Source organism: Clostridioides sp. GD02367 (assembly GCF_045900275.1).
GTDB classification, from domain to species: domain Bacteria; phylum Bacillota; class Clostridia; order Peptostreptococcales; family Peptostreptococcaceae; genus Clostridioides; species Clostridioides difficile_A.
This window is the reverse complement of record NZ_JBJODK010000003.1, coordinates 413,133-433,251: the sequence shown is the minus strand read 5'-3', so window position 1 is coordinate 433,251 and position 20,119 is coordinate 413,133. Positions and strand designations below refer to the sequence as shown.

Genomic DNA, 20,119 nt, shown 5'->3' with positions numbered 1-20,119 from the left:
TCCTATATGCTGACTATTTTAGCTACTAACTCATGACTAAAGTCACAAGTGTGCGTAGCTATTTTTCAATCAATAAATTACTATTCTATTAAATTAACTTAATAACCTTTAAATTAAATTATAAAAACTGTTGTAGGTTAGCAACAACAGTTTAAAAAGATTTGTTTTATAATATAGAGATATATTAATTCGTAATGCTAGAGCTAGCCCATTCCTTACACTGAACGATTCTTTTTCCATCATCACCTTGTTCTTTATCATATGCAAATTGATTAAGCATTTCACATGGAAATGTATCACATAGACCACAATGTGTAAGATTTTTATTTTCACAACATGATTTTACAGGGCATTCTTCACCCCAAAAAGGTTTATCAATATATGTACATCCTTTGCAATTGACCTTTCCTTTGTACTCACATTCATAACATAAAATTCCACATCTTGATTCTATCATTGTTACTCACTCCTTAAATATAAATTTTATATGATTGTACATCAAAACTTATACTTTTCATTGTAAAAATCGGACAAATTTTTTATATAGGTTGTTGGATTAACCCCACAGATAGATTTAAAATCATTTATAAAATGGGATTGGTCATAATATCCAATATCTTGAGCTAAAGTTGTAAATGGCATATTATTATTTTGTACTTCTTGTAATACAAGATTTATACGAAGTAATCTAAGATAGGATTTGATACTCATGCCAAGAGAATTATTAAAAATCCTATTTATATGACGTTCACTATAACAACTGATTTGAGAAATATTTTTAACTGACATAATGGAATTCTGTTTTCTTGTATTTTCAAGGATTGGGATAGTCATATCTATTATATTTGATTTGAACAAGTATGATAAAAATAACATATCTAATTCTTCTATTAATTCTTTTAGAGTGCTCGTTTTTTCAAAAATAGAATTAATCTCTGAGCTAAATAATGTATTAAAATCTTCAAGTTTAATTTTTAAGTCAGTGGATTCTCTTTGAGAAAAACCTGTTAAATAATATACTCCACCTGGACGAAACTCAACAAATACTCGAAATAGTACACTTTCTATGTCGTTTTTTACAATTATAGTTTTCGTTGTAGCTCCCCAAAATTCACTATCCATACTCTTTTTATCAAATTCAAATATCATACATCCACTAGCATCAGGTATTAATGTAAGATTTTCTTTAGTATTTATATCGGGAATAGCTATTGTATAGTGTGCTATATATGGTCTTAACAATTTATGTGGCAAAATATATGTATACTGTTTGCAAGTATTTAAAATATTATTGATTATTTTATTCATAAGTAAATCCTCCTAATATATTAAGAACAAATATGCCAATTTATTTTAATATATAATAAACAAAATTTGATTCAACTGAAATATTTTAATAATATGTTCTTGTTAAATTCAGATACAATAATTGTAAGGTAAAATTTCAAAATATACAATTATTATAAATTATAGATGCCACTAAATGTATCTTAAATAAGAGTAAATATAAATCAAGATTAGAAAAGAATAGTATTACTTTCATAATAAACACATATAAAGATATTTTTAAGAATAAAATTTATTATTAAATAAAAAATAAAGGAGAGTGGTTTAATAGCATGGCATCAAAACAAACACCAAGAAACAATTTAGAAAAATTTTTGAGAATAAGAGTTTTATCACATACAGGCGATAAAATACATATAAAATTACCTGTAAATTTTGCAAAGAGAATGATTGAGAATAATGCTTTGGATTTATTTAATGGAAAAGATGATGTAGTTGATGGTAAAAAGGTTACTGAGATATTAGTCAAAGCATTTGACTATGACCTAACTGGAGAGGTAGTTCACTTGGAAAGAAAAAATGGAGATATTATTAAGGTCTCAATCGTGCAATAGACCTAATTTATATGAATTTTATTTTGAAAAAATATAACTAATTAAGAATTAGTAGGAAAGTTCAGCTTATTGTTAGTATATAATACACATTTATAATTTATAGATGTGTATTTTTTGTATGTAAAGTTTAAATGTATATATTATTAAAATATTACCATTTTGGAAATAGATGTAAATGTATGTTGTATAGTATAATATAAATAGTATATTACTTTGTAAAGTTAGCAAATAAATCCAAGTTAAAAAATAAGTTAAAGAATACAGTGTTATTAAGTAGAATATTGGGAGTATTTTTTATAGCCAAAGGGTCAGAACTAGAAGAAGTGGAGGAGGAAAACATGTTTACAGATGGAAGAAGCAAGAAAGTAGTTTTTATAGCACATTGTTTATTAAATCAAAATGCTATTTCAGATGGGACTGCCATATATCCTGCAACATTTAAGGATGTAATTGAATTATTTGTTAATGAAGAAGTAGGTATTGTTCAATTACCATGTCCAGAACTTAGTTGTTTGGGAATTGATAGGGGAAATGAAAATGGTGCTAATGAAGATGTAGTAAAAGAGAATACAAGAATTAGGAAAGAAATGCAAAAAGATGATAAATATAAAAAGTTACAACTATTAGTCGATTATGTGATGCAACAAATCTTAGAATATAACAAATATGGTTTTAAGATACTAGGTATTATAGGTGCTAATCGTTCTCCAAATTGTGGAGTTGATACTACTTCAGACAATGATGAAGAAATCAATGATAAGGGTTTGTTTATGTCAGAACTTTATGAAAAACTTGAAAAAGAGAATTTATCAATTCCAATGATAGGATTAAAGAGTACAGATGACTACATAATGAAGATAACAACATTAATTCAAAAAAATGAGTTATTACATTGATTTGGTACTTATTTTTGGAATAAGATTTATTAGTAGTATAATAAAGGCAGAATAATAAAAAAACGGGACGTGGCAGCCAAGTGCTGGCAAAGACGCCCTGTTTTTTTATATAACCTAAAAATATGTACTTTTTTAAATTTATTATATTCTTTTAAATTGAATTTTTTCATCTGAACACAAAGTTTCAAACCTGTATGTATCTGTCATCTCATAAAAACCAAAAAATATAAAACCATCACGAGAAGTAAATTCATATTGAATATTTTCACTTTTCAGTGTCTTTTCTACTTCACTTATTTTTTCACTATATACAATGTCCACCATATAATTTATCATTGTAGAACCCCTCCTATTAATATGACAATATTCAAATATATAATAACATATTTAGATGATACAATTGTATTAAAAATGAAATAAATCTATTATATTAAGGTATTAAATTTTTATTAAAATGCTTATGAATAATCTAAATAATAATAGTTTGATACTAAATAAGATAAGAATTTGAATCTTGAATAAAAAATAAGAAGCTATAAATAATATAAGTATCATTTATGGCTTCTTATTTTTTATTTATTAGGATTACATATAAAAGCAATCACTATATTTTTTGTTTAAGTTTTAATACTTGTTTTACGATATTTGTTGAATGGTCAGAAATTCTTTCTAAATTAGTAAGTAAGTCAAGATAAAGTACACCAGCATCTATTGTACAACTTCCATTATTTAATCTAATCATGTGTGAATTTCTAAAAGTTTTTTCTAAGTAATTTACTTCATTTTCAACTTCTAAAACCTTGTTTGCTAACTCAAAATCTTTAACATCTAAAACTATTAAAGCATCCTTGAAGTTAGTCATAGTTTTATTGTATATTTGGTATATTTCTTTTATTGCACTGTCAGAGAAGCTAATATTCATTTCTTTAACACTCATAGCTAATTCAGCTATATTTTCTGCATGGTCAGATACTCTTTCGATATCATTTACAGTGTTAAAAAGTAAATCTGTTCTAAAACGTTCATCGTCTCTAAGAGGTTCTTTAGAAAGTTTTAATAGATAGTTCAGTATATCTTTTTGTAATTTATTGACAACTTTTTCTGATTCAAAAGTTTTATTAATATCATCACTACTCTTATTTAAGAATCCTGCAATTGCATGTTCTAAAGAATTTGTAGCTTTGTGTCCCATTCTTACAACTTCTTGTACAGTATTACCAAGTGCTATAGATGGAGTACTAAACATTCTTTCATCTAAGTACTTAGTATTATTTACTACTTCTGATTCAGTTTCTTTAATAGGTATAAGTTTACTTGCTAATTTAACTATGTATTTAGAAAATGGTAATAATATTATAACATTTGTAAGGTTAAATAAAGTATGTGCGTTTGCTATTTGTCTAGCCGTATCAGTTGGGTTAAAATGAGTAACTATAGCTGATATAGGTTTATTTAAAACAACCATAAATATGATTGTACCAATTACATTGAAGCTTAGATGCATTACAGCTGCACGTCTAGCATTCCTGCTTGCACCAACACTAGATAAAAGTGAAGTAACACAAGTACCAATATTATCTCCATAAAGTATAGGTAAAGCAGCTGATAGAGGTAGTATTCCTTGAGAAGCCAAGGCTATTAACATACCCATAGATGCACTTGAACTTTGTATAATACCTGTTATAGCAAATCCTGCTAATATACCTAATAGAGGATTTTTACTAAAATATAAGAGTACATCAGTAAATGCTTTATATTCAGCAAGTGGTGCCACTGCATCTTTCATAAATTCCATTCCTGTAAACAATATACCAAAGCCAATAAGTATTTCAGATAAATGTTTTGTTTTTTGATTTGATGTAAATAAATAGAATACAATACCTACACCTAGAGCAATTGGTGCTATTCCTTCAAGATTAAATGAAACTAATTGGGCAGTAACTGTAGTACCTATATTTGCTCCCATTATTACACCAATAGCTTGACTTAGATTCATTATTCCTGCATTTACAAATCCTACAACCATAACCGTAGTAGCACTTGAACTTTGTATAATACCTGTAACAACTGTACCTACCAGTACACCCATAACAACATTACTTGTTAAGAGTTCAATAATTTTTTTTAATTTGTCTCCTGCCGATTTTTGTAAACCTTCTCCCATTAAACTCATTCCATAAAGAAAAAGTCCAAGTCCACCGATAAGACTAATTGCTATATTCACGATATTTCCTCCCTTAAGAAATTAATAAATTTTTTATCTGAATTATAAACTTTATTAACTAAAATTTATTGTTTCCTTAATATAGAATAACAAATTTTGTCAATAAAAATATTAATGTTTTGTTAAGTATACGTTAAGAGAATGTTAAATTTTTAAGTTGTTGTTAATTTAAGAAAATTCGATATATATAGTAATTTAAAGACTTTAACTAAGATTTGGCTTATTTTATGTATAATTGATTTAACAAAGAATTAACCATGTTTGTAAAAATTGTGTAAAAGATATCATCCTTTTTTAAAAAAGATGTAAATGTAACTTTTACATCATATACATCAATAGATGAGATAGAAAATGCTTCTAAATCAAGTTTAAATATAGTGCTTAGAAAGAAGGTATAAAAGCAGCTATTTTTATGAAGAAAGCAAAAACTGTGCTGTATTTGGAGATTATAATACTGTTTTATGTGTCAGAGACTTGTTAGAGGAATTTTTTATATAATCGAAAAAATACTAAATATATAGCATCAAGGGCACAGATAATATGTAAAAATACTTATTATAAATAGATTTAATATAAATTAATGTATATTTTATTAAAATAATTATTAGTTATGTTAGAAACCTTAAGATATTGGATATAATATAATAAACAGGTAAATTTTGTAATTAAAAAAGTGCCTAGTTTATCTTAATTATAGGGGAAGTGGGGATATTTTATGGAAAGATTAATGGAACTTATAGAGAGAAAATTTTTAAAAGATGTAGAACTTTTAGAATTGGAAGACATAGAAAATGTAATAGAATGTAAAATGACACAACCATATAATGCTCATTATAATGAATATTTGGTAAAAGTAAAAAATAGAGATATTATAGAAGAATATTTTGTGTATTTAAAACATAGATAAGCATAAAAGAGGTCTGTATTTATTTGTATTGTTGCAAAATAAAGACAAGCCTCTTTTACGTTAAATATAAACTATAAAATTGCTATTTATTTGATTTTTTCAACAACATTAGTTAATATTGAGTCTAAATCATTGCTAATTTCTGTAACTCCATTATGAGTAATATCTATAATTTCTTTAGTCATAGGAAGTTCTCCTAAAAGTTCTAAATCTAAATCATTTAAAAATGTCTCAGTAGATTCTCCATCAAATAACTTAATTTTTTTAGAACAATCAGGACATTGAATATAACTCATGTTTTCAATAACTCCAAGAACATTTATGTTCATTTTTTTAGCCATATTAACTGCTTTTGATACAATCATAGATACTAAATCTTGAGGTACAGAAACCATAACTATTCCACTTATAGGGATAGATTGCATAACAGTTAATGCAACATCTCCAGTACCAGGAGGCATATCTATTAATAAGTAGTCTAATTCCTCCCAAAGAACATCAGTATAAAATTGTTTTACAACTCCTCCAAGTAAAGGTCCTCTCCAAACAACAGGTTCATTTTCATCATCTATCATAAGGTTTATAGACATTACTTTTATGTTATTTGCATTTTCTACAGGATAAATATAAGAGCCATCAGAATAAGCTTTTACATTTTTTACACCCATAAGTCTAGGAATACTTGGTCCAGTTATATCTGAATCTAATATACCAACCTTATATCCCATTTTATTTAGCTTATTAGCAAGTAAAGCAGTTACAGTTGATTTTCCAACCCCACCTTTTCCACTCATAACACCAATTATTTTTCCAAATTTATTGTTAGGGTTATTTTCAATAGAACAATTTGATTGACTATTACAATTTCCCTTTGATGGACATGAATTACAATCTGCCATATCTATTACCTCCAAACTTTAATATTTATTAGGTCATTTGTAACCTACATATACTATTTTAGTACAATTGAACCATAAAGTCATTATTTAAAAGTAACTTAGAATATTTTCTGTTGATTGATTTATAATTTATAATAAAAAAAGAAGGTAATAAAAAAATTATAACCTTCTAAAAAGTGATTATTTCAACTGACCTATAGACATTAATCATATAAATATATGGAAAATATTTCAATATATTATGCATAACTGGTCATTTTATAAGTGTAACTGGGAATTAGATGTATATTTTATAAAAATTTGATAAAAAAACAATTAAAAATCGCAAAGAAAAAAGATATAATTAGAAATGTAGTAGTAAATGTTTTATTATAGATAATAGTGTTTAAGTATTTTAAATAATATTTGGAGGAATATAGATGGAATTAAGACCAAGAAGTGCAAAATTAGAAGAATTCGATAAGGTAATAGAATTAATAAACTATGTATTTAGGATATCAAGAAATCATAAACCAACTATGATGGAGGAGTTCCCTCTCTTATTAAATAAAAATAATATAGAAAATATGATTATAATATCAGAAGATGATAAAATAGTTTCAGATGTAAATTATTTAATTCAAGATGTATATATTCAAGGAAATAGGCTGAAAGTTGCAGCTATAGGCGGGGTGTGTACTCATCCAGATTATGAAAAAAAAGGCTATTCATCTAAGGTATTGGATAAAGTAGAAGAAAAAATGTTTTATGATGGTGTAGATATTGTAATCATTTCAGGAACAAGAACTTTGTACAGTAGAAGAAATTGTAGTTTGGTAAAAAGCTTCTACAAATATACAATAAAACCTGAGAATGTGAAAATACCATATGAAATAGTTGAATTTGATGAAACTAATTTTGAAAACGATGATGATTTAGACAAAATGATTGAACTATATAATCAAAATAGTACTAGATTTATAAGAAGAAAAGATGAGTTCAAAAAATTATTACATGCAGCAACTATTGCTTGGGGACCAATTGATTATAAGAAGGTATTTATAAAAGAAAATAATAATATTATAGGATATTTAATAATAAGAACAATAAAAAAAGAAAATTCTATTGTAGGAGAAGTGGCTGAGATAGGGTTAAACTCTGTAAATGTTGAAAATATATTGAAATACGTAACAAATAAATTTGGTTTAGAATATTTAGATTATAAAGTACATGTAAGAAATCTTAAAGACCAATTACAAGGTAATGAAATAAAAACTTTGGATTATCAACAAGGAACTATGAAAATAATAAATTTTGTAAAATTGTGTGATAACCTAAGAAGTTATTTTAATCAATATATAGATTCTGAATTATTAAAATATATGGAGTTTAAACAAGTTGAAAATAAATATATTATTAAATATAAAGAAGAAGAACTTGTAATAGAAAGTTTGGATAAACTTAATAAACTGTTTTTTGAAAAAAACGAAGAGCAATACAATGAATTTAAACATTTAAAAAATATACATGAATTTGCAACAAAGGTGTTTCCTTTAGATTTTCCATGGACTGCAAATTTAAATTATCAATAATTGTGTGCTTTTCGACTGTATTCAATAAAAATGGATTATGTTTAAAGAGAGCTCTTATTAAATAACGTAAATTAGTTTATGTTAAAAAAGAAATTTTGTAAGATACTAGAAGGGATGAAATATTATATGGACATACTTGATGATATAGCAGAATGCATATTAAATATGGGTGTAGACAATATAGAAAATTTAGTGAAAATTGCTATAGATAAAAATATTGATGTAGAAGATATTTATGAATATGGTTTAAACAAAGGTATGATAGGAGCTTTAGATAAATTTGAGAACAAAGAATACTATCTTTCAGAAGTTATAGTATGTACAGATGCACTAAATAAAGGAATTAATCTTTTGAAAGGAACTGGAAAAGTAAAGGAGAAATCAAAGGGAGTAATTCTGATGTCTGTAGTAGAAGGAGATACCCATGAGATAGGAAAAAACATTGTAAAAGTAATGGTAGAAGCTACTGGATATAAAGTTATTGATTTAGGTGTAAATAGAAAAAGTAAAGATATAATAGAAGAGGCTATAAAAAACAATGTTGATATAATAGGCTTATCTTCAATGATGACAACGACTATGGAGAACATGAAGTCAGTTATAAATGAACTTAATAGGATTAAGATAGATAAAAAACCAAAAGTAATAATTGGTGGAGGTCCTGTAAGTATAGAGTTTGCAGAAGAAATAGGAGCAGATGGATATAGCTCAAATGCTCCAAAAGCAGTCAAATTAATAAACAAACTTATAGGAGGTGAAGTTTAAGATGTTTTCAGATATGACTTTACTTCAATATATAAACAGTGAGGATAGAGGCTTCTTTCTGCCTGATATGGGTACAAATGGATTATTTTTAATAAATAAAAAGGCATATGAAGTATATGATAGTGTAGATACGCAGTTAGAATTAGCAAAGACTATGGACAAGCATTTTGAATCAGATTTTATATATTCATTCTGTGATGGGATTACGTTTTGTGAGACTTTAGGTCTAGAGACACTAAGACCGGATTATGATTTTCCAAGTGTATTAACACATACTATAACTGATAGGGAAAAATTAAGAAAACTAGAAGTTCCAGACCCTTATACAAGTGGACGTATGCCACTTAATATAGAAAGTTTGTCACTTATATCAAAAAGTATAAAAAAACCATTGTATGAAGCTATACAAGGTCCATTTACACTTGCAGGCCAGCTAGCTGGAGCTACACAACTTTTGAGATGTATAATAACTGATAAAAAATTTGTAGAAGAGTTATTGGAATTTACAACTGAGTTGGTAAGAAGATATGCTGTGGCTGCAAATAAAGCAGGAGCTAAGTATATTTCAATAGCAGAACCAACATCAGTGACCTTAAGCAAAGATAGATTTGATGAGTATATAGTAAAAAATTTAAATAAAATATACGATGAGCTTGATTGTTGGAAAGGGATGCATATATGTGGAGATACTAGGGAATTATTAGACAATATGTTAAGTTGCAACATAGATGCAGTAAGCTTAGACCAAATTTTGGACTATGAAGAAATTGCTCCAATGATTCCTAGAGATATAGTATTGATTGGTAACTTGGACCCAATAAAGCTTCTTGGTCGCTCTAACCCAGATAAGATTAGGAGAGAGACACTAAAGTTGTTAAAGAAGATGAGAGGATATGACAATTTCTTATGTAACTTTGGATGTAACTGTTTAAATACTACTCCAGTAGAAAACTTACAAGCAGCTATAAAGGCAGGAAGAATTAGTTATAAAGAATTAGATAGGATTGATATTAATGAATTATAATAGTAATAAAGATAAATCTTTTTTAGAATCTCTAAATCTAGAAGACATTTTTATAGATAAGAACATTGTGCTAAAGTTTTTGGGGTATGGAAATAGGAAGGCTCCAGATACGATTAGTGAAATCGTTGAAAAAGAAATAAAAAATATAAATGATAGCTTAGATATTAAGATATATATGAGTGAGATTGATATTGATAAAATGCCTAAAAAGTGTAAAAAAGCATTTGCTATACTATACACAATAGGAGATAAGATTGATATCAAGATGAACGACTATATGGAAAATTGTAATATGATGGCAGGGTTAGCACTGGATAAAATAGGAGTAGTGTGTTTAGATTGTATTAATGAAAAAATAAAGAGGTACTTAAAAGAAGAATATAATAATCTCAATATATCATACGAAATATATCCAGGAGATAAAGATTTTGAGATTGAGAAACAGAGAGAGATTTATAACTATATAAAAAATAAATATAATAATGTAGAAATAGAAATCAATGATTATCACCAGCTATCACCTATAAAGAGTGTGGCAATGCTTATTTTAATGGGAGATGAGGAAAATCTCGAATCAAGATGTAGTAAATGTCCTCAAAAATGCTTTTAGCTATTTTTAAGATTGAAACTTGTTTTATGTATAAATTGCAATAATTTTTTTAGTTACTATATTTATAAACTAAAAAAATTATTGCAAAATAATAATATTCCACTTGATATGTTGGTAATTCACAAACTAAATAATTTTCTTCAACTCAATCAGACTACTTATTTCATAAGTTGGTGAATAGTTAGTATTATTTATACTGTTATTGAAATTTAACCAACAAGTATCTATTCCTGAATTTATTCCTCCTAAAATATCTGATGTCAAACTATCACCAATCATTAATACAGAAGATTTATCATAACAATCAAATTTTTTAAGTGCATATTTAAATATTTCAGGATTTGGTTTTGATACTTTTAATTCCTCAGAGACAATTATTCCATCGATATACTCTTTTATTTCTGAATTTTTAAGCCTTTTGTTTTGAACTTCAGATATTCCATTTGTTATTATAATTATTGTGTATTTTTTCTTGAGATATGATAATATATTAACTGCTCCTGGAATTAAAAATGTACATTCACTTAAAAAATTTAAGTACATTTTGCTAAGAGTTTTAGGGTCAACATCTAATTTCATTTCATCTGCAAAAAGTTTAAATCTAAGCAATTTAAGTTCGTCTAAAGTTACGATATTTTTTTCAAGGTCAAGCCAAAGTTTATCACTTATATTTCTATATATTTCTATACATTTCTCATAATCAAGTCTCAAACCAAATTCAGATAGGAGTCTTTTAAAAGCATGTGATTCACTCTTCTTAAAATCAAATAAAGTATCATCTGCATCAAAAAATATAAATTTATATGTTTTCATAAGTTTTATTCCTCTATAAAATAACTGCAAAAATTACTTTACTTTCGCTATTTGAATTGTTTTGCCATTTGTGTTTTGTTCCCAGAGGAACTTTAACACTATCTCCTTTGAATAGAGTGAATTCATCATCATCCATAAAAAGTTTGACTTCTCCATCCAAAACATATGCAATCTCGTCTCCATTGTGAGTAATCCTATCTACACAAGAAGAGGTATTTGGAGCTAAATCCATAATTGCAAATTCTAAATTGCTACTAGAGTCTGGAATTAAAACTTCATATACAACGTCATTGCTTCCAGGCAAAATAACTTTTTTTCTACTATCATGTCTTACTATTAAGCTTTTTTTATCTACCTCAGATACAAAAAATGTAAATAGAGGAACATTTAGAGAAGATGCTATAGACTTTAATGAATTTACAGATGGATTAGCAAGGCCTCTTTCTATTTGGCTTAATAATGATGGTGTAACATCAGCTAGTTTTGCTAAATCTCTAATACTTAAATTTTGTTTTTTTCGAACTTCAGCTATTTTTTCTCCTAAATTTAAATCATTCATATGAATATCCCTTCTTTTTCATTTAAAAAAATATTATCCTAAAATAATCAAATAAAAAGATTATACAGTATGAAATTATTATAACATATAGAATGTATTTTTGAAAAAATAATGTTCAATCTAATTGAATAAATTAAAATATAATTGACAAGTGAATACAGAATACTTAAAATATATTTAAATAAAATTAAATTAAGTAAAAAATAATTAACCTATGATAGGAGGGAGTATTATGCAAATAACAACTTTTGGAGCTATATTTGGCTTATTAGTAGCAATTATTTTAATTATAAAAAAATTTCAAGCTGTTTATAGTTTAATGTTAGGAGCATTTATTGGAGGAATAGTTGGAGGAGCAAATATAACACAAACTGTAGATTTTATGGCAACTGGGGCTATGAACATTTCACCATCAATTCTTAGAGCTTTAGCATCAGGAGTATTAGCAGGAAGTTTAATAAAAACAGGGGCAGTAGATAAAATATCAGAACAGATTGTAAAAATATTAGGAGAAAGGAGAGCTTTGCTTTCAATTGCCGCTTCAACTATGGTACTTGCTGGAGTAGGAGTAAATCTGGATGTATCTATAATAACAGTGGCGCCTATAGGATTATACATAGGTAGAAAATTAAATTATTCCAAACTATCAATACTTTTAGCAATGTTAGGAGGAGGGAAAGCAGGTAATATCATATCGCCAAATCCGAATACTATAGCAGTGGCAGGTAACTTTTCTGTTAATCTATCTAGTGTTATGATTGCTAATATAATTCCAGCAATTGTTGGAATTGTGATTACAATTATTTTAGCAAGTATGCTAACAAACAAGGGGAATAAAGTAGAATCATATGAAATCTTAGAGAAAAGAGAAAATTTACCAAGCTTATTTAAATCATTATGTGGTCCAGTTGTAGCAATATTCTTATTGTTCCTGGGGAATATATCTCCAATAGTCATAGACCCTATGATAGCTCTTCCAATAGGAGGAATAGTAACCTTAATTGCCACAGGAAATATGAACAATTCAAGAGAGTATTTAGCCTTTGGATTATCTAAAATGCAAGGTGTTTGTATATTATTACTTGGAACAGGAACTATTGCAGGAATTATACAGGTTTCTGAATTGCAACAGAGCACAATAAGTATCCTGCAATTTTTAAATATGCCACAATTTTTATTAGCACCAATTTCAGGTATACTTATGTCATTAGCAACAGCTTCATCAACAGCTGGAGCTACTATAGCATCATCAACTTTTTCTGATGCTATAATAAATGGAGGCCTGTCACCAATTTCAGGAGCATCAATTGTAAATGCAGGCTCTAGTGTATTTGAGCAATTACCACATGGCTCATTATTCCATACTAGTGCAGGCAGTATAAATATGGATATAGGAGAAAGGTTTAAATTAATTCCATATGAAGCATTAATAGGAATAGTGATGACTATAGTTTCAACATCTATCCAATTAATTTTATAATAAATACAAATATTTAATGAAAAAGTAGGATTTTGTTATTAAATATTGAATTTAATAATAAAAAGAAGATTGGAGTTTTAAAGTGAATAAAAAAAAGATAGTTATTATGGGCATTATTTATTCTTTTTTAGTGGTATTTTCACTTACAAATATGTATGTAAATACAGAATATAATCTCAATATATTTGAATATATTAAAAAATCACTACCATTTACAAAAGAAGAAAAAGAATGGTTGGAGGAACATGATAATTTGGTGTATAGTTCTGACCAAAGTTCTCCTCCTTTGAGGTATGAAGGTAAAGAAGATGGGCAGTATAAAGGAATCATTGTCGACTTAATGAATTCTTTGTCAATTCAAATTGGTAAAGACTTTTATTTTAAACCAAATACTTGGTGGAAAGAATCTTTCATAAATTCGGTAGATAATAGTATAAAATTCTTCGATTTAATTCCATCAGAAGAAAGAGCAAAAAAATTTATATTTACAGACCCAATATATACTTTAAGTGCAAATATACTAAAAAATGAGAAATCTCAAGACATAAGTAGTTATATGGATTTAAAGGGAAAGACAATTGCGATACCAGAAGGTGACTATTCTATAAACTTTTTAGAACAAAAAGTTAAAAACATAAATATAGTATTAACTCCAGATATAAAGACTGGGGTTAATCATTTAATATCAGGGAGAGTAGATGCAGTTGTAGGTGATGAACCAGTATTACGATATTATATAAGTAATTATGGACTTTCAGATAAATATGATGTTTTAACTAATCCTATTTATACTAAAAAAGCTGTTCTTGCTGTACCTAAACAATATGAAGAATTGGTCAGTATTCTAAATAAAGGGATTTTCAAACTTCAAAAAAATGGAGTATATAAAGACTTAAAGAAAAAGTGGTATTTTGCATATAATGATGTTGATGATATATTGTATGAAAGAGGAATTGTGCCAAGTATTTATCTTTTTATAGGTATAATTTTAATATCAATTTATATTTTTTATAGCTATACATATTTGTTAAAGATAGAAATAAAAAGAAAAACAAAAGAAGTACTAGAAAATAAAAAGACTTTAGAAGCTACATTTAATAGTATTACAGATATAATAATGCTTATAGATGAAAATTACAAAATAGTAGAATCGAACAAAGTTCTATCTGATTTTGTGAATGAAATAAGTTACAAAAGAGAAGATTTAATTAACCTTATGAAGGGAATTATTGAAAAAACATTTTCTGAAAGCACCCATAAAACAAATGAAATTGAATTACATAATAAGATTTTAAAGATAAGTACTTTTCCTGTAGAATATAAAAAAAATAATATTGAGTATATAGTGGTTCTAATTAAGGATATAACGAAGGATAAGATAGTAGAGGCAAAGTTACTTAGGGAGAACAAGATGATATCTATAGGTCAGCTAGCTTCTGGTGTAGCACATGAGATAAGAAATCCTCTAGGGATAATAAGAAACAATTGTTATCTTTTAAAAGATGATGTTACAATGGAAGAAGTAAATGACTGTGTAAAATCTATAGAAAGTAATGTAGATAGAGCAAGCAACATAATAACAAACCTGTTAAATTTCGCAAGAATATCGGATGATAATTTAGAAAATATAAATATAAGAAATTTTATTGAAAACATAGTGAAGCTTCAATATAAAATCTTGCAGTTAAAGAATGTTGAAATAAAAATAGAGTGTAATAAGAATTTAGTATGTTATATAAATGGAGAATCACTAAAACATGTATTTATAAATTTAATTTCTAATTCGGTAGATGCAATACATGAAGGTGGGCAAATTGTTATAGACTGTTATGTAGAAAACAATTATTTGTTTATAGATTTTAAAGATAATGGTGAAGGAATAAAAGAAAATGCTTTGAAGGATATATTTAATCCTTTCTATACTACAAAACCAATAGGTGAAGGGACTGGTTTAGGCTTATACATTACTTATAATGAAATTAAAAAGAATAATGGAGATATAAGTGTAAAAAGTAAATTAGGTATTGGAACTTGTTTTCATATAAAGATTCCACTAAATAAAGAGGTGACTATATAATGAAAATACTAGTAGTTGATGATGAGCTAGAGTATGGAACGGTAATGAAAAAAATTCTACAAAAGAATGGTTATATTGTAGATATAGCACTAAATGGGGAAGAAGCTATAAGTATCATTAAAAAAGATAAGAATTATGACTTGGTTTTATCTGATGTTATGATGAAAAATATGGATGGGGTACAGCTATTAGACAGAATTAAATCTATTAATAAGAGTATAGAAGTTATATTAGTTACAGGATATGGAAGTATTGAAAATGCAGTTGATGCTATGAAAAGAGGTGCGCTATCTTATTTTATAAAGAGCAATCCTATTGAAAATTTATTAGAAGAAATTGAAAAGGTAAAAGCAGTGAAAGCATCAATTTCTACACAAAAGAATAATTTAGAGTTTACTTTAGAATCCAAAAATAGGAATTTCAATGATGTCATAAAAATTGCAGAAAAAGCTGCTTGTAAAGATGTTAATATATTAATTTTGGGAGAATCTGGTGTGGGGAAGGATATACTAGCCAGGTACATACATAGTATAAGTCCAAGAAGGAACGAGATATTTGTACCTGTAAATTGTTGTGCTTTTTCAGAAAATTTATTGGAGTCTGAGTTGTTTGGTCATGAAAAAGGTTCTTTTACAGGAGCTGTGGATAGTAGAAAAGGTAGGTTTGAGCTTTCAAATAAAGGAACTTTATTTTTAGATGAAATAGGAGATATACCTTTAAATGTTCAAGTAAAATTACTGAGAACACTTGAAGATAAATCTATAGAGAGAATAGGAAGTAATAAATCAATTAAAGTTGATTTTAGGTTAATTTGTGCAATGAATAAGGAACCAAAAGTAGAAATATCAAACGGAAATATAAGAGAAGATTTTTTTTATAGAATAAGTACAATCACAATAACTATACCACCATTAAGAAGTAGAAGAGAAGATTTAAATACACTTATAGAATTTTTCTTAAATAAGTATCAAAATGAACATGATAAAAAGGTATATTCAATTGATAAGGAAGTAATGGATTTTTTATTAAATTACAATTATCCTGGAAATATAAGAGAATTAAAAAATATAATAAATAGGCTTGTAGTCTTAAGTGAAGAAGGTAATTTATCAAAAGATAATTTAAATTTAATATCAAATAATGTGTATATAGATGAAAAAATAAGTATTAGACCTCTAAGAGAAATAAGAAAAGAATTTGAATGTGAGTATATTGAAAAGGTTTTATCTTTATGTGGAAATAATGTGTCAAACACAGCTAAAAAATTAGAAATTAGTAGAAGGCAATTAACTAATAAAATATCAGAATATAATATTAAGTGAGAAAAAAACTTCTCATTAAATGAGAAAAAAACTTCTCAAACTCTATTAAAAGATAAGTAGAAAAAACATACTTATCTTTTTTTATTATAATTTTAAAATTTAAGATTTACAATAATTATTGTTAAATTCAATACTTATAAAACTTAGAAATGAAAATCTCTATAACATTAATAAATATAATACACATCTTAAATAATTGGCATAGAAAATGCTTTATATATGAATAAACGTAATAATAAATACTTTTAATTGCGATTAAATATATTAAGGGGGATTTTCATATGAAGCTAGAGCTAGGGAATATATTTATAAAAAATGTTGAATTTGGAGAAAAGACGGAAGTAAAAAATGGAGTATTATATGTGAATAGTAAAGAAATAGAAAAAATAGCCTTGGAAGATGAAAGAATTGTAAATGTAAATGTTGAACTTGCAAGACCTGGTGAGTCAGTAAGAATAGCTCCAGTTAAAGATGTAATAGAACCTAGAGTTAAAATTGGAGATGACAGTAAAATATTTCCTGGAATTATAAACAAAGTAAAGACTGTAGGAAGTGGAAGAACACATGTACTTTTAGGAGCTTGTGTTGTAACTTGTGGAAATATAGTTGGATTTCAAGAAGGTGTAATTGATATGAGTGGCCCTACTGCTAAATATACACCTTTTTCAAAAACAAATAATATATGTATTGTTATAAAAGCAAAAGATGGTATAGGTACTCATGACTATGAGGAAGCAGCTAGAATTGTTGGATTGAAAATAGGTGCATATATAGGTGAAGCAGGAAGAGAAGTTGAGCCAGATGAAATAATTGTATATGAGACAAAACCATTATTAAAACAAGTAAAAGAATATCCAGACCTACCAACAGTAGCATATGTTCATATGTTACAATCACAAGGACTTTTACATGATACTTATTATTATGGAGTAGATGCTAAACAAATAGTTCCTACTTTTATGTATCCAACTGAAATAATGGATGGAGCTATAATCTCTGGAAACTGTGTAGCACCATGTGATAAGGTCACTACATTCCATCATTTAAATAATCCAGTTATACATGACTTATATAAAAGGCATGGAAAAGATTTAAACTTTATAGGTGTTATTTTGACCAATGAAAACGTATTCTTAGTTGATAAAGAGAGAAGTTCTGATATGGTGGCAAAATTAATAGAGTTTTTGGGTGTTGATGGAGTACTAGTTACAGAAGAAGGTTATGGAAATCCAGATACTGACTTAATGATGAATTGTAAAAAGTGTAGTGAAGTTGGAGTAAGTGTAGTTTTGATAACAGATGAATTTCCTGGGAAGGATGGAAAGAGTCAATCTATAGCAGATGCTACTAAAGAAGCAGATGCAGTTGTTTCTTGTGGTCAAGGGAACTTAGTGGTTCATTTTCCAGCAATGGAGAAAATTATAGGAACTTTGGAATATGTTGAAATGATGATTGGTGGGTATAAAGGGTGTTTAAATGATGATGGAAGTATGGATGCAGAACTACAAATAATAATAGCTTCAACTATAGCAAATGGTTATAATCATCTGACAGCAAGATATTATTAAATAAATGGTTAAATATAGAGTTTTGTTAGAGTAATAATTGGTCTAATTAATGTATAACTATAAAGTGTTTTGGAGGGTTAAGATATGAGTAAAATCAGAGTGGTTCATTATATAAATAATTTCTTTGCTGGTATAGGAGGAGAAGAAAAAGCAGACATTCCACCAGAGAAAAGAGAGGGAGCAGTAGGACCTGGAATGGCATTTCAAAGTCAATTTAATGATGATGCAGAAATAATTTCAACTGTAATTTGTGGAGATACGTATTTTGGAGAGAATATTGAAAGTGCAACTCAAGAACTTTTAAAAATGATAAAAGACGAAAAACCTGATTTATTTATTGCAGGGCCTGCGTTTAATGCAGGTAGATATGGAGTAGCTTGTGGAGCTATTTGTAAAGCAGTTGAAGATGAGCTAAATATTCCTGCAATTACAGGAATGTATAAAGAAAATCCTGGAGTAGACATGTTTAAGTTAGATTTACACATAATATCTACTGGAAATTCAGCAGCTAGTCTTAGAAAAGTAGTTCCAATAATGATAAAGCTAGGTCTTAAACTGGTTAGAGGAGAAGAAATAGGTCCTCCTGAAGAAGAAGGATATATAATGAGAGGGATAAGAAAAAATTTCTTCCATGAACTTAGAGGTTCTGAAAGAGCAATTGATATGTTGGTTAAAAAGATGCAGGGAGAAAACTTTGAAACTGAGTATCCAATGCCTGAGTTTGATAGGGTTACACCTATGAAGCCTATTAAGGATTTATCTAAAATAAAACTTGCACTAGTAACTTCTGGAGGGATAGTTCCAATTGATAATCCAGATAAAATTGAGTCTTCAAGTGCTACTAAGTATGGAATTTATGATTTAACAGATATGGATTCTATGTCAAATAAAGATTTTACAACTATACATGGAGGTTATGATAGAGCATATGTACTTGAAAATCCAAATTTAGTTGTTCCACTAGATGTAGTTAGGGAACTTGAAAAAGAAGGTATAATTGGAGAATTGGCAAATTATTTTGTTACTACTACAGGAACAGGAACAAGTGTTGGAAATTCCAAAAGGTTTGGGGAAGAGTTTTCAAAGAAACTTTTAGAAGATAATGTGGATGCTGTAATTTTAACATCTACATGAGGTACTTGTACTCGTTGTGGAGCAACGATGGTAAAAGAGATAGAAAGAGCTGGTATAGCAGTTGTTCATATTTGTACTGTAGTACCAATATCACTTACAATAGGAGCTAATAGGATTGTTCCAGCAGTGGGAATACCATACCCACTTGGAAATCCTAATCTAGGAGAAGAAGAAAGTAAAAAGATTAGAAAGAAGATAGTTTTAAAAGCTTTAAATGCCTTAAAAGAGGATATAGAAACTCAAACCGTATTTGAATAATAAAAATAATATAACACTTTAATTAAAATTGATATCATAAAATAGTTTTTTTAAATTATTTTATGATATCTTTTTTTATTATGCAAATTTAAATATAGTAAGAATTATTTA

At 27.3% G+C, this 20,119-nt stretch carries 19 protein-coding genes; 12 read left to right on the top strand and 7 right to left on the bottom strand.

All coding sequences use genetic code 11. The features are described from left to right. Nucleotides 1–184: 184 nt before the first annotated feature. Nucleotides 185–457 carry a DUF3795 domain-containing protein gene (locus tag Q3223_RS06295; RefSeq protein ID WP_054270204.1) on the bottom strand — a complete coding sequence of 91 codons (273 nt, stop codon included), beginning with the start codon at nucleotides 455–457 and terminating at the stop codon, nucleotides 185–187. A gap of 41 nt (nucleotides 458–498) precedes the next feature. Continuing rightward, entirely contained in the window at nucleotides 499–1,308 is an 810-nt protein-coding gene (locus Q3223_RS06290) for a response regulator transcription factor (RefSeq protein WP_054270205.1), read from the bottom strand. 311 nt (nucleotides 1,309–1,619) lie between these two features. Here Q3223_RS06290 and Q3223_RS06285 point away from each other — a divergent pair, with 311 nt between their 5' ends. Both Q3223_RS06285 and Q3223_RS06280 read left to right on the top strand, forming a co-directional pair. Continuing rightward, the gene (locus tag Q3223_RS06285) at nucleotides 1,620–1,901 is read left to right on the top strand and encodes a hypothetical protein (protein WP_003420428.1); all 282 of its coding nucleotides are present in this window, start codon (nucleotides 1,620–1,622) and stop codon (nucleotides 1,899–1,901) included. A 338-nt stretch (nucleotides 1,902–2,239) separates the two neighbouring features. Further along, on the top strand, nucleotides 2,240–2,797 hold the full coding sequence (locus Q3223_RS06280) for a CD3072 family TudS-related putative desulfidase (protein ID WP_074179405.1): 558 nt from the start codon (nucleotides 2,240–2,242) through the stop codon (nucleotides 2,795–2,797). A 141-nt stretch (nucleotides 2,798–2,938) separates the two neighbouring features. Here the strand turns inward: Q3223_RS06280 and Q3223_RS06275 are convergent, their stop codons facing one another. Then, entirely contained in the window at nucleotides 2,939–3,133 is a 195-nt protein-coding gene (locus Q3223_RS06275) for a peptide ABC transporter substrate-binding protein (RefSeq protein ID WP_074179404.1), read from the bottom strand. A gap of 268 nt (nucleotides 3,134–3,401) precedes the next feature. Then, nucleotides 3,402–5,021 (bottom strand): Na/Pi cotransporter family protein, encoded by a 1,620-nt coding sequence (locus tag Q3223_RS06270; RefSeq protein WP_074179403.1) that lies wholly within the window; start codon nucleotides 5,019–5,021, stop codon nucleotides 3,402–3,404. A 715-nt stretch (nucleotides 5,022–5,736) separates the two neighbouring features. Between Q3223_RS06270 and Q3223_RS06265 the strand changes: the two genes are divergently transcribed. Then, a complete protein-coding gene (locus tag Q3223_RS06265; protein WP_054270209.1) occupies nucleotides 5,737–5,928 on the top strand; it encodes a hypothetical protein in 192 nt (63 codons plus the stop codon). Between the two features lie 86 nt (nucleotides 5,929–6,014). On the opposite strand, the gene Q3223_RS06260 is transcribed toward Q3223_RS06265, so the two are convergent. Beyond that, nucleotides 6,015–6,827: an Mrp/NBP35 family ATP-binding protein gene (locus tag Q3223_RS06260; RefSeq protein WP_054276639.1), complete on the bottom strand. Its 813-nt coding sequence runs from the start codon at nucleotides 6,825–6,827 to the stop codon at nucleotides 6,015–6,017. Nucleotides 6,828–7,246: 419 nt separating this feature from the next. Between Q3223_RS06260 and Q3223_RS06255 the strand changes: the two genes are divergently transcribed. The 4 genes from Q3223_RS06255 to Q3223_RS06240 all read left to right on the top strand — a co-directional run bounded on the left by Q3223_RS06255 (nucleotide 7,247) and on the right by Q3223_RS06240 (nucleotide 10,797). Next, on the top strand, nucleotides 7,247–8,398 hold the full coding sequence (locus Q3223_RS06255; RefSeq protein WP_407811780.1) for a GNAT family N-acetyltransferase: 1,152 nt from the start codon (nucleotides 7,247–7,249) through the stop codon (nucleotides 8,396–8,398). A gap of 126 nt (nucleotides 8,399–8,524) precedes the next feature. Continuing rightward, the gene (locus tag Q3223_RS06250; RefSeq protein ID WP_054270212.1) at nucleotides 8,525–9,163 is read left to right on the top strand and encodes a B12-binding domain-containing protein; all 639 of its coding nucleotides are present in this window, start codon (nucleotides 8,525–8,527) and stop codon (nucleotides 9,161–9,163) included. Between the two features lies 1 nt (nucleotide 9,164). Then, nucleotides 9,165–10,187, top strand: coding sequence for a uroporphyrinogen decarboxylase family protein (locus Q3223_RS06245; protein ID WP_167640209.1), 1,023 nt, complete (start codon nucleotides 9,165–9,167; stop codon nucleotides 10,185–10,187). Next, a complete protein-coding gene (locus Q3223_RS06240) occupies nucleotides 10,177–10,797 on the top strand; it encodes a hypothetical protein (protein WP_284181897.1) in 621 nt (206 codons plus the stop codon). Before Q3223_RS06245 ends, Q3223_RS06240 begins: the two co-directional genes overlap by 11 nt. 126 nt (nucleotides 10,798–10,923) lie before the next feature. Here the strand turns inward: Q3223_RS06240 and Q3223_RS06235 are convergent, their stop codons facing one another. Next, entirely contained in the window at nucleotides 10,924–11,610 is a 687-nt protein-coding gene (locus Q3223_RS06235) for a YjjG family noncanonical pyrimidine nucleotidase (RefSeq protein WP_231300902.1), read from the bottom strand. 13 nt (nucleotides 11,611–11,623) lie between these two features. Next, nucleotides 11,624–12,169, bottom strand: a complete 546-nt coding sequence (locus tag Q3223_RS06230; RefSeq protein ID WP_054270216.1) for a helix-turn-helix domain-containing protein — start codon at nucleotides 12,167–12,169, stop codon at nucleotides 11,624–11,626. Nucleotides 12,170–12,401: 232 nt separating this feature from the next. On the opposite strand from Q3223_RS06230, the gene Q3223_RS06225 reads away from it, so the two are divergent. The 5 genes from Q3223_RS06225 (at nucleotide 12,402) to grdF (ending at nucleotide 20,008) form a co-directional block, all read left to right on the top strand. Then, on the top strand, nucleotides 12,402–13,649 hold the full coding sequence (locus Q3223_RS06225) for a GntP family permease (RefSeq protein WP_284181898.1): 1,248 nt from the start codon (nucleotides 12,402–12,404) through the stop codon (nucleotides 13,647–13,649). Nucleotides 13,650–13,731: 82 nt separating this feature from the next. After that, on the top strand, nucleotides 13,732–15,726 hold the full coding sequence (locus tag Q3223_RS06220; RefSeq protein WP_407811779.1) for an ATP-binding protein: 1,995 nt from the start codon (nucleotides 13,732–13,734) through the stop codon (nucleotides 15,724–15,726). Then, on the top strand, nucleotides 15,726–17,048 hold the full coding sequence (locus tag Q3223_RS06215; RefSeq protein WP_054270219.1) for a sigma-54 dependent transcriptional regulator: 1,323 nt from the start codon (nucleotides 15,726–15,728) through the stop codon (nucleotides 17,046–17,048). The genes Q3223_RS06220 and Q3223_RS06215 overlap by 1 nt, the downstream gene beginning before the upstream one ends. A 281-nt stretch (nucleotides 17,049–17,329) precedes the next feature. Further along, the gene (gene grdG, locus Q3223_RS06210; RefSeq protein ID WP_407811778.1) at nucleotides 17,330–18,616 is read left to right on the top strand and encodes a sarcosine reductase complex component B subunit alpha; all 1,287 of its coding nucleotides are present in this window, start codon (nucleotides 17,330–17,332) and stop codon (nucleotides 18,614–18,616) included. Nucleotides 18,617–18,700: 84 nt separating this feature from the next. Next, the gene (grdF, locus tag Q3223_RS06205) at nucleotides 18,701–20,008 is read left to right on the top strand and encodes a sarcosine reductase complex component B subunit beta (protein ID WP_231300898.1); all 1,308 of its coding nucleotides are present in this window, start codon (nucleotides 18,701–18,703) and stop codon (nucleotides 20,006–20,008) included. Nucleotides 20,009–20,119 lie beyond the last annotated feature (111 nt).

Bases quoted from the DNA above. Each gene is read 5' to 3' on its own strand.
- Q3223_RS06295 (WP_054270204.1), bottom strand. From the start codon at position 457: ATGATAGAATCAAGATGTGGAATTTTATGTTATGAATGTGAGTACAAA.
- Q3223_RS06290 (WP_054270205.1), bottom strand. From the start codon at position 1,308: ATGAATAAAATAATCAATAATATTTTAAATACTTGCAAACAGTATACA.
- Q3223_RS06285 (WP_003420428.1), top strand. From the start codon at position 1,620: ATGGCATCAAAACAAACACCAAGAAACAATTTAGAAAAATTTTTGAGA.
- Q3223_RS06280 (WP_074179405.1), top strand. From the start codon at position 2,240: ATGTTTACAGATGGAAGAAGCAAGAAAGTAGTTTTTATAGCACATTGT.
- Q3223_RS06275 (WP_074179404.1), bottom strand. From the start codon at position 3,133: ATGATAAATTATATGGTGGACATTGTATATAGTGAAAAAATAAGTGAA.
- Q3223_RS06265 (WP_054270209.1), top strand. From the start codon at position 5,737: ATGGAAAGATTAATGGAACTTATAGAGAGAAAATTTTTAAAAGATGTA.
- Q3223_RS06260 (WP_054276639.1), bottom strand. From the start codon at position 6,827: ATGGCAGATTGTAATTCATGTCCATCAAAGGGAAATTGTAATAGTCAA.
- Q3223_RS06255 (WP_407811780.1), top strand. From the start codon at position 7,247: ATGGAATTAAGACCAAGAAGTGCAAAATTAGAAGAATTCGATAAGGTA.
- Q3223_RS06250 (WP_054270212.1), top strand. From the start codon at position 8,525: ATGGACATACTTGATGATATAGCAGAATGCATATTAAATATGGGTGTA.
- Q3223_RS06245 (WP_167640209.1), top strand. From the start codon at position 9,165: ATGTTTTCAGATATGACTTTACTTCAATATATAAACAGTGAGGATAGA.
- Q3223_RS06240 (WP_284181897.1), top strand. From the start codon at position 10,177: ATGAATTATAATAGTAATAAAGATAAATCTTTTTTAGAATCTCTAAAT.
- Q3223_RS06235 (WP_231300902.1), bottom strand. From the start codon at position 11,610: ATGAAAACATATAAATTTATATTTTTTGATGCAGATGATACTTTATTT.
- Q3223_RS06230 (WP_054270216.1), bottom strand. From the start codon at position 12,169: ATGAATGATTTAAATTTAGGAGAAAAAATAGCTGAAGTTCGAAAAAAA.
- Q3223_RS06225 (WP_284181898.1), top strand. From the start codon at position 12,402: ATGCAAATAACAACTTTTGGAGCTATATTTGGCTTATTAGTAGCAATT.
- Q3223_RS06215 (WP_054270219.1), top strand. From the start codon at position 15,726: ATGAAAATACTAGTAGTTGATGATGAGCTAGAGTATGGAACGGTAATG.
- grdG (WP_407811778.1), top strand. From the start codon at position 17,330: ATGAAGCTAGAGCTAGGGAATATATTTATAAAAAATGTTGAATTTGGA.